10 protein-coding genes are annotated in these 13,923 nt (G+C 59.4%); 6 read left to right on the forward strand and 4 right to left on the reverse strand.

The genetic code is table 11. From position 1 onward, the window contains the following. Nucleotides 1-315 precede the first annotated feature (315 nt). From NMB39_RS05195 to NMB39_RS05210, 4 genes are all read right to left on the reverse strand, one after another. Nucleotides 316-4,437 carry a dermonecrotic toxin domain-containing protein gene (locus NMB39_RS05195; protein ID WP_494339559.1) on the reverse strand — a complete coding sequence of 1,374 codons (4,122 nt, stop codon included), beginning with the start codon at nucleotides 4,435-4,437 and terminating at the stop codon, nucleotides 316-318. 299 nt (nucleotides 4,438-4,736) lie between these two features. After that, nucleotides 4,737-5,558: a M23 family metallopeptidase gene (locus tag NMB39_RS05200; protein WP_057021698.1), complete on the reverse strand. Its 822-nt coding sequence runs from the start codon at nucleotides 5,556-5,558 to the stop codon at nucleotides 4,737-4,739. Between the two features lie 3 nt (nucleotides 5,559-5,561). Then, a complete protein-coding gene (gene xseA / locus NMB39_RS05205) occupies nucleotides 5,562-6,941 on the reverse strand; it encodes an exodeoxyribonuclease VII large subunit (RefSeq protein WP_494339558.1) in 1,380 nt (459 codons plus the stop codon). A gap of 10 nt (nucleotides 6,942-6,951) precedes the next feature. After that, the gene (locus NMB39_RS05210; protein ID WP_057021696.1) at nucleotides 6,952-7,842 is read right to left on the reverse strand and encodes a LysR family transcriptional regulator; all 891 of its coding nucleotides are present in this window, start codon (nucleotides 7,840-7,842) and stop codon (nucleotides 6,952-6,954) included. A gap of 99 nt (nucleotides 7,843-7,941) precedes the next feature. Here NMB39_RS05210 and NMB39_RS05215 point away from each other — a divergent pair, with 99 nt between their 5' ends. From NMB39_RS05215 to NMB39_RS05240, 6 genes are all read left to right on the forward strand, one after another. Beyond that, nucleotides 7,942-8,709: a sulfite exporter TauE/SafE family protein gene (locus NMB39_RS05215; RefSeq protein ID WP_057021695.1), complete on the forward strand. Its 768-nt coding sequence runs from the start codon at nucleotides 7,942-7,944 to the stop codon at nucleotides 8,707-8,709. Between the two features lie 143 nt (nucleotides 8,710-8,852). Further along, on the forward strand, nucleotides 8,853-9,401 hold the full coding sequence (locus NMB39_RS05220; RefSeq protein ID WP_046069432.1) for a hypothetical protein: 549 nt from the start codon (nucleotides 8,853-8,855) through the stop codon (nucleotides 9,399-9,401). 128 nt (nucleotides 9,402-9,529) lie between these two features. Next, a complete protein-coding gene (gene guaB, locus NMB39_RS05225; RefSeq protein WP_016977684.1) occupies nucleotides 9,530-10,999 on the forward strand; it encodes an IMP dehydrogenase in 1,470 nt (489 codons plus the stop codon). 81 nt (nucleotides 11,000-11,080) lie between these two features. Continuing rightward, nucleotides 11,081-12,658 carry a glutamine-hydrolyzing GMP synthase gene (gene guaA / locus NMB39_RS05230; protein WP_057013183.1) on the forward strand — a complete coding sequence of 526 codons (1,578 nt, stop codon included), beginning with the start codon at nucleotides 11,081-11,083 and terminating at the stop codon, nucleotides 12,656-12,658. Between the two features lie 142 nt (nucleotides 12,659-12,800). After that, the gene (locus tag NMB39_RS05235; RefSeq protein WP_046069431.1) at nucleotides 12,801-12,968 is read left to right on the forward strand and encodes a FitA-like ribbon-helix-helix domain-containing protein; all 168 of its coding nucleotides are present in this window, start codon (nucleotides 12,801-12,803) and stop codon (nucleotides 12,966-12,968) included. A 452-nt stretch (nucleotides 12,969-13,420) separates the two neighbouring features. Beyond that, the gene (locus NMB39_RS05240) at nucleotides 13,421-13,819 is read left to right on the forward strand and encodes a type II toxin-antitoxin system death-on-curing family toxin (protein WP_494339557.1); all 399 of its coding nucleotides are present in this window, start codon (nucleotides 13,421-13,423) and stop codon (nucleotides 13,817-13,819) included. The last annotated feature ends 104 nt before the right edge of the window (nucleotides 13,820-13,923 follow it).

Genomic DNA, 13,923 nt, shown 5'->3' on the forward strand with positions numbered 1-13,923 from the left:
GCCTGGCAGTCGTGCGCTGACGAGGCACAGGCTGCGGTGCTGGCGGAGCTGAATGAGGGTGTGAGAGGTTTTCATAAGCCCAACCCTAACCGTGGGCAGGGGAGATGGCAAGTGATCGGAAAAAATTGATAGGTTTTCTGTATAAATTTAAATTTTGAGGTATTTATTGCTGTCTTTAGGGTTTTTCGTTGGTGTTATTGCGGAGGTTGCAAGGCGAGCGCAATTTGATGTTGGACGGATTTATTGTCTCGTTAGGTATTCAGAGATGCAATGGTGATGCCTTCACCATTGCATCCCAGTAATGACGAGGAGCATTCAGGTGCTTTTCTGGAAAACCTGATAGTCCCCCGCCGTATAGCCATTCATTACGCTGGCTCCGGGATCCCGTTGGATTGTGGGGCCATTGATGGCAGTACTCTTGTTGAATGTTGTATTCGGGTACACGCTTATCCCTACTCCGCCATTGAGTTCGGCCAGGCCTGGAACGTTGCGGGCCGTATTCATATGAGCCCTGCCGACCAAGGCCAGTACTTTCTCACCTGGCCTGCGGCTTTGCAGGAGACGCGTCGCGTAGTAGTTGAATTCCTGCAGGCGCATGATGCCGTTGTCGTTGTCCCCCACGTACTTGTAGAAATCAGGCATGTCCGCTCGCCGTGTCAGGTAGCGGTGTTCAAGGGGTCTCACGGATATGCCGTAGTCATTGGCAAGTTTCACCAATTCCTGAAGTGAGGGCGACGCGCCTGATGGCCGGTGAGCACCGAGGCCGGTATCCAAGAGTTGGCCTGCTGCATCGGCTTCGGTGCCCTCTAGATAGAGGGCAGTGACATGGGCGTCCTTAAGGGCCTGCATGCTCTCCTTGATCATCTGGAAACTGGCAATGTCGCGATGGGACTCGCCCAATATGACGACGTCGCTGATCTCATAGGCCCTGCGCAGCAGGTCCGCTGGCGATGTACCGGGTGCTAGCTCCAGTCGAGGCGGACGCGGTGGCATCTGGCCTGGGGTGAGCATTTTCCTGTAGAAGTCATATAAGTCCCGCCGAAACCAATATCGGGCCACCGGCAGGGTCTTTTGAGTGAAGTCACTCTCGACCAGCCGGCCGTTATTGAGTTTGAAGTACTCGATATCGGGCAATCCTTTCTTGGCGGGCGCTTCTGCTCCAGCAGCCCCCGCAGCCCCCTCAGCCCCTGCAGTTGGTGCCAGTGTTGATGCTTGCGCTACCGGCGTCGGCGCTCCTCCAGGTCGGTGATTCAGCCGCCATTCCCCGTTGCCTGCGTGTTGCACGGTGGCCACGATTCTGCTGCTTCGAGGCGCTGTCTGCGGGGCGTTGGGGTCGATGATATTGACCCATCCGCTGCGTGCATGAAATGCCGAATCGATCTGGTAGACCCTGCTTACGTTGGTACTGTCGGTAAAGTGGATGTACCAATCACCGTCGACGTTATAGGTACCGTTGGTGCCTAACGTACGGCCCTGGATAATATCATTGGGCCTGGCGTATGCACTCAGGTCACGACTCGGCGTGGCCGGCAGGGGTGGTGGCTGCACGACAGCGCGCCCGACACCACTGCTGGTGGAGGCGATAGCTGGCGCGGGGCCGGCTGGCGCCGGCAGCGCCCTTGCACCAGGGCGTAACGGGTTGGAGTCTACAGCCTTTGACGCACCGAATACCGGCCGCATTGGCGCAGCGCGAAGGTTGGGGATGCGCGCTGCAGCCAAGGAAAAGTCGGCGTAGATCCCACGGCCCAGGCCAGGATTCTTGATCAGGTGTGGCAAGAGTCGGCTATTGGCGCGCAACGCAGTTACCGCCGCTTTGCCCAGGCGAACGCCAGCAGATAAACCTTTGCCGAGTATCGGCACCAGGTCCAGCAGCAGCATGCCTACTTCAATTCCGAACTCGACTTTGTTGATTTTCGACTGGGCCGCCACTTCGGCGCTGCTGACGGATTGGTAGTCGGCCTTGTCTATCACCAGCTGCACATGCTGCTTGTATAGGTGATCCTCGACATTGCCCGTTATCGGCTCGAGGGTCATATCGCCTCCCTTGAGTTTCAGCGCCTGGACGGCCAGGCTGGTCATTTCATAGGGATCCTTTATTGCCAATGGGTTAGCCAGGCGCTTCTTGGCGGCGTCAATGAACGAGACGAAGTCATCTTTGTTCACCGGTGACTTTCTTCGTGCGGCGTAAGCCTTCCACTCATCTTTTTCCAGCAGCGCGTTCAGCGCGGCCCGGTCCGCGACTTCGCGAAACACGAGGCCATCGGGAGCATCGGGTGTGTACAGCACTAATGATGAATCCACCTGATTGCCTATCACCAGCACACCTTGGACAGGTAAACCGTATTGCACCAGGCTGTTGGCGACGATGGTCTTGCCATCATCCTGAGGGCGATTGGCCGGGTCGGGATAATCCAGGACCGCTGCGACCCATTGCGCAGCGCGTTTTGTCGATTTGTCCTGGCTGGCCTCTGTCTGATAGGCGTCGGGGTTGAGTTGGGCGAGAAAACCTTCCTTGGCCATCAGGTCATTCAGGTTGGCTTTCCAGGCTGCGCGCAGTTGGGCTGAGGGGCCCGACGAGGTGTCAGTCGCCAGTTCCTGTTCAAGCCGCTTGGTGTATTCGCCGCCCACATCCGTGGTGTTGACCAGTGCTTTAAGCGCTTCGGTATCAAGGATGACTTGCTCGCCCTTGGCATTGAGGATGGGCTTGCCCTGGGTGTCGACCAGCGCCAGCGTCAGGGTGATATGGGTGGACTGGCCGCGTTCTACGGCTGGGAAACCACTGGGGTTTTGCAATGCCAGGTCGGTCAGGGACACAGAGTGCTGTGCGGGGAACGTTGTCTTGGGGCCACTGCCCCGGCCGCTGTGAATGGTCGTGCGGGTGTCGACCCGCACCATCAGCTGGTCAGCGCTCAGCTGTGCCGTCGGGTACTGTCGGCTGAGCGCTTGATTCAACCGATCCCGGGAAAAATCCGCCAGGGATGGGATCTTTTCCAGCAGTGACGCCAGCTGGTTCGAACTTTCCTGCTCGGCATGCTCCAGCTTTTCGTAGAGCGCCTCTTGAGCCGGCTCAAGCTTTTTCAACCATTCGGGTTGCAGCTTTTCAGCCAGTTTGACGTCGCGTGCCAGCATGGCATTGGTGCCATCGAATACAAAAAGTGCGTTTGCCGCGTCATTGAGGCTTTGCATTGCCGCCGGATCCAGCAATGCGTTGCTGCTACCAGTGGCTGGCGGCGCCAGTGCCTGGGTCAGGCGCGCATTGATCTGCGCCTCCTGGCGTTTGAGCATCAAGGGGATTGCTTCCGCCAGCACATCGCCGCCCAAGGGTTCAACACTGCGCATCAGGTCATTGCCTGAAGGCGCTTCGGGTTGGTCATGTACTGACTGCGGCGCGGTTTGCCGCAGCAGTTCGGCATCTATCCCGCCCTGGTCAAGGCGCGCTGCCAACGCCTGGCGTGCCTGAGCCGGGGTTGCGAACTCCTCGAAACCCTCACCGGGGGTGTACAGCACGACGGGGCCATTGAGGTGGTTGAGCGCAAGGCGCCTGCCGTCTTTCGACCAGGTTGGCGGGGTGGCAGAGGAGCCGTCGGTGCTGGTGATGAGGAAACTGCCCGCCAGCATGGCACCGTGCTCGGTGCCGTCATCCAAGGTGATGGGGTACACGCCCGGGCGTGCGCCATTGGGGAACTGACGTTCGCGATCGGCCAGCGTGGGATATTGCAAGGCGATATCAATCAAGCGTTTGCTGGCCGGGCTCAGGGTGCCATCGCTGACACGCAGCGCGGCCAGGGTCGAGAGTTGGTGTTTGTGCAGGCTCAACAACCTGTCTTGCGGAATATGAGGCGGTTGCGGGGCGTTCAGGATTTCCTCGATCTGCGCATCCATCGGCTTTTGCCGTGGCGTACTCCAGAACGCTTGAAGATAAGCCGGATATTGCGTGGCAATGGCGCGGGCAATCGATTGCAATGTGCTGGAGGTACTCAGCGCCTGGGGCTCATCGGCAGGCGTGGGGCGAGTCGAGAATTCGCTGCGTACCTTGCGTTCTGCGTGCAGGAGCGTATTCGGGTTGGCCAGGATGTTGCGCACCTGTTCACCGAGGGCCTTCATCAGAGGTTCTGATGACAGCGGTGTTTCCTCGTCGCCGTCGCTGCGGTAGCGATTGAAACTGATGGTGTCGGCGTCAAGGGGGCGCAGGTCTGGAAAGGCCTGTTCAAGTTGCGCCTGCACAAAGGCCTTGAAACTCGGTTGTTCGCTTTGCAGGCGCTGCATGTCCTGCGTGAGGCTGTCGTGCTGGGTGAGGAACGCGCGTTGTTGACTGACGTTGAACTGCTTCACGAGCTTGGGGTAATGCACACCAACGGGGGCAATGCCAGAAGACGTGGGCAGCGTCAGATCGTCTGGAGCGTAGCTCAAGACAGCTGGCGGGGAGTCGGCGGGCACGTGTGTATCCGCGGGGCGGTTGGGGCTGACGTCGTCGAGAGAGCGACGAAAAAAGGCGTCAAGGGGGCTGTGCGGAACAGCCTTGAGAAGGATAGGCATAAGCGGACACTCGCAGGATGAATGGAATGTTCATATCGTCGTTACGCTCCCGGTAACGCGTAGGTTGGGTGCGTATTGACCATCCGGCGGTTCCTGCTGCAAATGTAAGCAGGAGCGAGCGTGCCGCAGCGAAATCAGCGCGGTTCAGGGTAGGCGGGGAGATAGAAGGGCGCGCGGGAGGCGGCGCCCAGGCATGCCGGTTAAGGCTGAAATGCCCCGATAAAAATTGCCGGGTCGACCCTGGCATCGTTAAGGCTGACATTCCAATGCATATGCGGCCCGGTCGCTCGGCCGGTTGCCCCGACCTTGCCCACTACCGCGCCGCGGACCAGTTGCTGGCCCACGTTCACATCAATCTTCGACATATGACAGAACATGCTGATAAAGCCCTGGCCATGGTCGACGAACACGGTATTGCCGTTGAAGAAGTAGTTGCCGACCAGGATCACCTTGCCATTTGCCGGTGTCTTGATGGGCGTGCCCGCCGGCACGGCGAAATCCAGGCCCGAATGCGGGTTGCGTTCTTCACCGTTGAAGAAACGGCGCACGCCGAACTTGCTCGACAGCGGGCCGTTTACCGGTTTGTCCAGCACCAGGTTGCTCGGCAGGTTGGGGCTGAAGCTGCGGTAAGCCTTGAGCTGCACGGCCAGTTCACCTTCGATGCGCTTGAGCTGCGCGGGGTCGGGGTTGACCTGGCTTTTGTTTTTCAAGGTGATGCGCTGTTCCGGATACTTTTTATAGCCGACGACAAACGGCAGGTTGCGCCCGCCGCTGCTGATGCGCTCATTACCAGGCTTGACCGTCAATGGAATGCCGACAATCGCCAGCCAGTTGTCCTGCTCCTTGACCACCAGCACCGGCTTGCCTTGGTAGGTGGCCTTCGGCGCCGTGGCGGACGGGCCGAGTTCGACCACCGCCACGCCACCCGGCACCGGCTTGTTCAAGGTGCGGGTGATATAGCTGTCAGCGTGGGCGTTAACGGCCAGGCACAACAACAGCAACAAGCTCAATAGACGTGGCATCAATCAATCCAGTAGCGAAAGGGTGACGGGTGTCAGGTGGTTGTCTTCCACCCGCACTTGCAATTGGCCTTCACCGAGACGCGCGGTCAGGCGCTGGCCGGTGTGGGTTTGTGCGGCATTGCGAATGGCCTGGCCGCGCTCGTCGAGCAGGATGCTGTAGCCACGACCCAGGGTTGCCAACGGGCTGACCACCTGCAACGTCTGCACCTGGCTTTGCAGCTGCAGGCGCCGCGCCTTGAGACCTTCGCGCATGGCACGGGGCAGGCGTTCGGCGAGGCTGTCCAGGCGCTGGCGCAACAGCGCCAGTTGACGCCCCGGATGCTGGCCGGCGAGGCGGGTTTCCAGGCGGATCAGGCGCTCGCGACGGGTATTGAGGCTGCGCTCGAAGGCGCGGCGCAGGCGCATGTCCAGATCATCCAGGCGCTGGGCCTGTTGGCGCAAACGCTCGCCCGGGTGACGCAGGCGCCGGGCCATGCCTTCCAGGCGCAGGCGGTCGTGGGTCAACCGGTTGCGCATCAGCATCACCAAGCGGCGGTGCAGGTTGTCGACCTGGCGCACCAGGTGGCTGGCGTCCGGTGCGAGCAACTCGGCGGCGGCAGAGGGCGTAGGCGCACGCATGTCCGCGACAAAATCGCAGATGGACACATCGGTTTCATGGCCGACGGCACTGACGATGGGCGTAACGCAGGCGTCCACCGCTCGGGCCACGGCTTCCTCGTTGAAACACCAGAGATCTTCCAGCGAGCCGCCGCCACGGGCCAGGATCAACGCGTCGAAGCCACGCGCGTCGGCCAGTTTCAATGCGCGCACAATCTGCGCGATGGCTTCGCGGCCCTGCACGGCGGTGGGGATCAGGGTCAGTTCAATGTTCGGTGCCCGACGGCGGAACACGCTGATGATGTCGCGGATCACCGCACCGGTCGGTGAGCTGATAATGCCGATCTTTTGTGGATGCGCCGGCAATGAGACTTTGCGCTCGGCACTGAATAACCCTTCGGCGCTGAGCTTCTCTTTCAGCGCATCGAAGGCCAGGCGCAGCGCGCCATCACCGGCGGGCTCCACCGTATCGAGAATCAACTGGTAGTCACCGCGGCCCTCGAACAACGAGACCTTGCCGCGCACCTTGACCGCCAGGCCGTCCTTCAACGCCTGGCGCACCCGTGCCGCGTTATTGCGAAACAGCGCGCAACGCACCTGGGCGCCGCTGTCCTTGAGGGTGAAATACACATGGCCGGAGGCCGGGCGGGCGAGGTTGGAGATCTCGCCTTCGACCCAGATATTGGTGAACACGTCTTCCAGCAACACCCGCGCACGGCCGTTGAGCTGGCTGACAGTCAGGACTTCGCGGTCCAGGCCCAGGCGGGCAAAGGGATCTTTAATCATGGGCGGCAGTTTATAGGCATTCGTGCAGGGTTTGACAGAATTGCTCCACCAGCGTGCTCGGCAGTTGCGCGCAGGCCAAGGCTACGGTGCTGTGACAGTCCGGGTCGGCCAGGGGCAAGAAGTGCAGGTTCGCAGGCGCGATGTCCTGCATGGACTTGGGTAGCAGGGCAATGCCGAAGCCGGCCTGGATCAATTGCAACTGCGTAGTTTTGCGAGACATCACTCGCGCCGCCCTGGGGAAAAAACCGGCGCGCATGCATAGCTCTGCCGACAAATAACTCAGCCCGCCACGTTGTGGATGAGGGATCGAGATAAACGCTTCATCCTTGAGCCGGGCCAATTCCACCGGTGTGGCGCTGTGTGCCATTGGGTGATTCGGCGGTACCGCCAACACCAACGGCTCGGTGTACAACGGCACCACGCGCACGCCTTCGCGCTGGCGCAACACCGGCAAGCGCAACAGGCCGACGTCCAGGCGACCGTCGGCGATTTCTTCCAGCTGGGCCTCGGAGGAGAGTTTGACAATATCCATCGACACTCCGGGGCAGCGTTCCAGCCAGGTGCTGATGCCCTGCAATAACGCGCCGCTCATCGGCACGGTGCTTGAATGACTCAGGCGCAAGGTGCCGAGTTGGCCATTGCCCACCTGCATGGCCATTTCGCTGGCCTTGAGTAACTCACTCAACAGATTGCGCGCCCGGGGATAAAAGGCTTCACCGGCCGCCGTCAGTCGCGGCTGGCGAGCGGTGCGCTCGAACAAGGAGGTCTGCAGTTGGTTTTCCAGCGCCTTGATCTGCCGGCTCAAGGCCGACTGCGCCACGAACAGACGCTCGGCGGCAGCGCTGAAGCTGCCGCTGTCGACGATTTCGACGAAGTAACGCAGTTGCCGGTTAGAAATCACGGGTCATGCCTTTTTGAGATGGCTGGATGGCTTTGAAGATATTAGTCGCAACACTCACCCATGGCTAAAGTGAAGGCCAGGTCTTTCAAGGAATAAGCCATGAGCGCGGTTGAGTGGATGAGTCAGTGGTCGTTCGGAGCGGTGGATTGGCTGGTGATCGGCCTGGGCATTGTGGTGGCCTATATCGTGTTTGGCATCGCCGGTTTCGGTACGGCGTTGGTGGCGGGGCCGGTCCTGCTGATGTTTATGCCGCTGTCGAAGATAATCCCGCTGCTGGTGCTGCTGGATTTTGTCGCGGCTTTTGGCGGCCTGCTGCAAACGCGACGGGAGGTGAACACGTCGGAGCTGCTGCGATTGCTGCCATGCATGGCGATTGGCTGCACCCTGGGCGTGGTGTTTTTGCTCAATCTGCATTCGGATCTGTTGCTGCTGTTGATGGGGCTGTTTATCAGTGCCTACGCCCTTTATAGCCTGGCGGTGAAAGCCCGGCCGACGCAGCTGGCGGCAGGTTGGTCGATCCCCATGGGCACGGTGGGCGGCTTGTTTGGTGCGTTGTTTGGCAGTGGCGGCTTTTTATACGCCATTTATCTCAACAGCCGATTATCCAAGGACGCGGCGCGGGCCACACAAAGTGCGCTGATCAGTTGCAGCACGGTGGTGCGCCTGAGTTTGTTTCTGATTGCCGGGGTATATGCGGATCTGCCCTTGTTGATGTTGGCGGTTTGCCTGTTGCCCGCGATGGTCTTCGGGCTTTGGTGTGGACGCAGGCTGACGATGCGCATGTCTCGTGAGGCGTTTGTGCGTTTGGTGACCTGGTTGGTGCTGGCCAGTGGTATTGCGTTGATCGGGCGGTATTTGAGCACTTGACCTGTGTGGAGCAGGGATTAAGCTGCCAGCCTTTAGGGCCCCATCGGGGGAAAGCCCCCTCCCACCTTTGAACGTATTCACAATTCAAAATGTGGGAGGGGGCTTGCCCCCGATGGCGCCAGACGCCACACCGCAGGACTTCCATGAACTCCCAAAGCATCCTCGTCCCCAAAATCTCCACCTTGCCCGTCCACGAACCCCGCGCTCGGGCAATCGTGCGCTGGCTGGTGCGCAAGAACATCGTCAAGGAAGAGCTGACCACCTGCGGCCGCACGGGTAACCGCATGGCCTACGCCCTGGCCGATGGTGCCCGCGCCGTGGTGCTGCATCCCGAGGCGCTGCCGTTCAATGAGCCGGTCAATGGCCTGGAGATCATCTACAAACGTTGCATCTATACGCCGGCCAAGGGCTTTCTCGAAGAGGCAGGTTGCCCGGAATGCCTCAAGGAAGTCGGCGAGGCGCTGTTCGAAAGCCTGGAAGACTGGATGCCCGGCCACACCGACAACTTCACCTGCCCGCTGTGTGGGCATGAAGATGACATCAACGGCTTCCTGTTCCTGCAGGAATGCGGGTTTTCCAACCTGGGGTTCATCTTCAACAACTGGGCAGAGGCGGGCTTCAAGCAGAGCTTTATCGACGAATTTGCCGATTGGTTGGACCAGAAGATCGCCTGGGTCAAAGTCGAGCTTTAAGCGATACCCATGTAGAAGGTTTTCTCCATCTATCAGTAATACCAAGTTTGTCAGAGTTTTACATTGAGCCTGGCAGGGTGCATGTATATAATGGCGCGCTTCCATTTTCCCGCTCGGGAGCCCCCGCGATGCTGCGTATCAGCCAAGAAGCTCTGACATTCGACGACATTCTCCTAGTGCCCGGTTATTCCGAGGTGCTTCCTAACGAAGTCAGTCTCAAGACCCGCCTAACCCGTGGCATCGAGCTGAATATTCCCCTGGTTTCCGCTGCCATGGACACCGTCACCGAAGCCCGTCTGGCCATCGCCATGGCTCAGGAAGGCGGCATCGGCATCATCCACAAGAACATGACCATCGAGCAGCAAGCTGCCGAAGTGCGCAAGGTCAAGCGTTACGAAGCCGGTGTGGTGAAAGATCCAATCACCATCGAAGCTGACGCTACCGTGCGTGACCTGTTCGACCTGACCCGTCTGCACAACATCTCCGGCGTTCCGGTGCTGCACGATGGCGACCTGGTCGGCATCGTCACTTCCCGTGACGTGCGTTTCGAGAACCGCCTTGAAGTCACCGTCCGCGAAGTGATGACGCCTAAAGAGCGCCTCGTCACTGTCAAGGAAGGCGCCGACAAGAACGATGTGCGCGAACTGCTGCACAAGCACCGCATCGAGCGCGTGCTGATCGTCGACGACAAGTTTGCCCTCAAAGGCATGATGACCGTCAACGACATCGAAAAAGCCAAGGCTTACCCGCTGGCCAGCAAGGATGACCAAGGTCGTCTGCGTGTTGGCGCCGCCGTGGGTACCGGTAAAGACACCGGCGACCGCGTTTCGGCGCTGGTTGCTGCCGGTGTTGACGTGGTGGTGGTCGACACTGCCCACGGTCACTCCAAGGGCGTGATCGACCGCGTGCGCTGGGTTAAGCAGAACTTCCCTGACGTTCAAGTGATCGGCGGCAACATCGCCACTGGCGCTGCGGCCAAGGCCCTGGCCGAAGCCGGCGCCGATGCGGTCAAGGTCGGTATCGGCCCTGGCTCGATCTGCACCACGCGTATCGTCGCCGGTGTGGGCGTGCCGCAGATCAGCGCCATCGCCAACGTCGCCGCTGCCCTTGAAGGCACAGGCGTGCCTTTGATCGCCGACGGCGGCATCCGTTTCTCCGGTGACCTGTCCAAGGCCATCGTCGCCGGTGCTTCCTGCGTGATGATGGGCTCGATGTTCGCCGGTACCGAAGAAGCGCCGGGTGAGATCGAACTGTTCCAGGGCCGTTCGTACAAGGCTTACCGCGGCATGGGTTCGCTGGGGGCCATGTCCCAGGCGCAAGGTTCTTCCGACCGTTACTTCCAGGACTCCTCGGCAGGCGCCGAGAAGCTCGTCCCGGAAGGCATCGAAGGCCGTGTGCCGTACAAAGGCACCCTGAGCGCGATCATCCATCAACTGATGGGCGGCCTGCGCTCCTCGATGGGCTACACCGGCAGCGCCGACATCGAAGAAATGCGCACCAAGCCGGAGTTCGTACGGATCACCGGCGCCGGCATGGCTGAATCCCATGTCCACGACGTGCAGATCACCAAGGAAGCGCCAAACTACCGCGTAGGTTGAGGCTTCCAGCAAAACGTTAAGTAACCGGGGCTGTTCTTTCAGCCCCGAGTTGTTTCTGATTCATTAGACGAGACTGACTTCATGGCCCTCGACATTCACGCCCACCGCATCCTGATCCTCGACTTCGGTTCCCAGTACACCCAACTGATCGCCCGCCGCGTGCGTGAAATCGGCGTGTACTGCGAACTGCACCCGTTCGACATGGATGACGCAGCGATCCGCGAATTCGCCCCTAAAGGCGTCATCCTCGCCGGTGGCCCCGAGTCCGTGCACGAAGCCGACAGCCCGCGCTGCCCGCAAGCGGTATTCGACCTGGGCGTGCCGGTCTTCGGTATCTGCTACGGCATGCAGACCATGGCCGAGCAACTGGGCGGCAAGGTCGAAGGTTCCGAGCTGCGTGAATTTGGTTATGCCCGTGTCGACGTGGTCGGCAAGAGCCGCCTGCTGGACGGCATCGAAGACCACATCGACGCTGACGGCCTGTTCGGCCTCGACGTATGGATGAGCCACGGTGACAAGGTCACCAAGATGCCGCAGGACTTCCACATCCTGGCCAGTACCCCGAGCTGCCCGATTGCCGGCATGTTCAGCGACGAACGTCGTTACTACGGCGTGCAGTTCCATCCGGAAGTGACCCACACCAAGCAAGGCGGGCGCATCCTGTCGCGCTTCATCCTCGACATCTGCGAGTGTGAAGCCCTGTGGACCCCGTCGAAAATCGCCGAAGACGCCATCGCCCAGGTGCGCGCCCAGGTCGGCACCGACAACGTGCTGCTTGGCCTGTCCGGCGGGGTTGACTCCTCGGTGGTTGCTGCGCTGCTGCACAAGGCCATCGGCGACCAGCTGACCTGCGTATTCGTCGACAACGGCCTGCTGCGCCTGCACGAAGGCGAGCAAGTGATGGCCATGTTCGCCGAGAACATGGGCGTCAAGGTGATCCGTGCCAACGCCGAGGAGCAGTTCCTCAACAACTTGGCCGGCGAGTCCGACCCGGAGAAAAAGCGCAAGATCATCGGTCGCACCTTCATCGACGTCTTCGATGCCCAGTCCAACAAACTGGACAACATCAAGTACCTCGCCCAGGGCACCATCTACCCTGACGTGATCGAGTCGGCTGGCGCCAAAAGTGGCAAGGCTCACGTGATCAAGTCCCACCACAACGTCGGTGGCCTGCCTGAGGAAATGAACCTCAAGCTGGTAGAACCGCTGCGTGAACTGTTCAAGGACGAAGTCCGCCGCCTGGGCCTGGAACTCGGCCTGCCATACGACATGGTCTACCGCCACCCATTCCCAGGCCCGGGCCTGGGCGTGCGCATCCTGGGTGAAGTGAAGAAGGAATACGCCGACCTGCTGCGTCGCGCCGACCACATCTTCATCGAAGAACTGCGCAAGGCCGATTGGTATCACAAGGTCAGCCAGGCCTTCGTGGTGTTCCAGCCGGTGAAATCGGTTGGTGTGGTCGGCGATGGCCGTCGCTACGCCTGGGTCGTGGCCCTGCGTGCCGTGGAAACCATCGACTTCATGACCGCGCGTTGGGCGCACCTGCCTTACGAACTGCTGGAAACCGTCAGTGGCCGGATCATCAATGAGATCGAAGGTATTTCCCGCGTTACTTATGATGTGTCGAGCAAGCCGCCGGCGACTATTGAGTGGGAATGATTGGATGTCCGGCATTGTCCGGCACCAACTAGCAAGAAATGCTCTGGAGCCCGCGTAATTGCGGGCTTTTGGTATTTTGCATTTGTCACCTTCCGAAACCGGCGCATTCTGTTACCGTTCGAGATGCACTTGATGAAGTCCATTGCGGGCTGCTCAGCACGGTCGCAGTCTCGATGCCGAAATGCGAGACATTTTGGAATCCTCGGTGAAGCCGCAAGGCCGGGTGAAGCAGGGTTCGCTGCGAGCTGAGGTGGGTAAGGCCAGCCCGACGGATGAAGAGTTTGCGGCCTTTGAGAGTACGCGCGACTAGACGCCCGCTCAGACGGTAGCCTTTCAATGACGTTCTTGATACGAATGTGATTTCGAAGCCGTTAGGGTGTTCGCCTGAGGCCAACTTGATTGAATGTATCGACACACTACCGCTGCAGATGCTTTATCTGTCAGCAGTGGCTGATGCTGAGTTGCGCGCTGGCGTGGTGCTGATGCCAATCGGCAAGCGACGTACGAAGCTGTCGATGGCTCGGTGTATCTTGCCTCCCAGTGTGCTACCGTATGAGCAGAAATTGATCAAACCGTTTGGGGTACTCAAGTCATGAACCACAAGCTGAACACCTATGGTGTATCCATAGTAGACAGACCCAAAGTTAAAGCCATCAAAAAGCTGGACTTGGGTGGCGAGTCGGGTAAACAGATCGTTTATTCAGAAACCAAGCTTGTTCTCAGAACTCACAAGAAGACCTTTCAGAAGTTGGCTGATATGTAATGGAATTGATCTTCTTTCCATTTGAACGGGTCATTGAGATAAATACTCAAATCTTGACTACCGAGCCCGGCATGAAGGGGGCGGTAAGTATTCCGACCTTACAAGGCGCGCTGGCCCGGATTGACAATGCGATCGCCTATAATGGCCTCGACGATGTATTTGAAATCGCCGCGAAGTACACTGCCAGTATCGCGCAAGGCCATGCACTGCCCGATGCCAACAAGCGCACCGGGCTTGCAGTGGGTTTGGAGTACCTTTCGCTAAATGATTATGAAATTACTCTAGATAATGATCTGATAGCGGATGCTGTCAGGGATTTAGTTACCGGCGATATCAACGAGCATGATTTCGCTGATATTCTCTATTCCTGCTTCATCGCTTCTCAAAATCCGGCTTAGCGCTAGGAAAGCATGTCAATTTCACTGGTTCGATTAGCGTAGTCATGATTAGGCAATAGCTTAGCTTTCCACGCTGATCCGTCTATGCAGTTGAGCGACTGGCT

The organism is Pseudomonas sp. FBCC-B545 (assembly GCF_059134095.1).

Coding starts and splice junctions, on each gene's coding strand:
- NMB39_RS05200 (WP_057021698.1), bottom strand. CDS start 5,558: ATGCCACGTCTATTGAGCTTGTTGCTGTTGTTGTGCCTGGCCGTTAAC.
- xseA (WP_494339558.1), bottom strand. CDS start 6,941: ATGATTAAAGATCCCTTTGCCCGCCTGGGCCTGGACCGCGAAGTCCTG.
- NMB39_RS05215 (WP_057021695.1), top strand. CDS start 7,942: ATGAGCGCGGTTGAGTGGATGAGTCAGTGGTCGTTCGGAGCGGTGGAT.
- NMB39_RS05220 (WP_046069432.1), top strand. CDS start 8,853: ATGAACTCCCAAAGCATCCTCGTCCCCAAAATCTCCACCTTGCCCGTC.
- guaB (WP_016977684.1), top strand. CDS start 9,530: ATGCTGCGTATCAGCCAAGAAGCTCTGACATTCGACGACATTCTCCTA.
- guaA (WP_057013183.1), top strand. CDS start 11,081: ATGGCCCTCGACATTCACGCCCACCGCATCCTGATCCTCGACTTCGGT.
- NMB39_RS05240 (WP_494339557.1), top strand. CDS start 13,421: ATGGAATTGATCTTCTTTCCATTTGAACGGGTCATTGAGATAAATACT.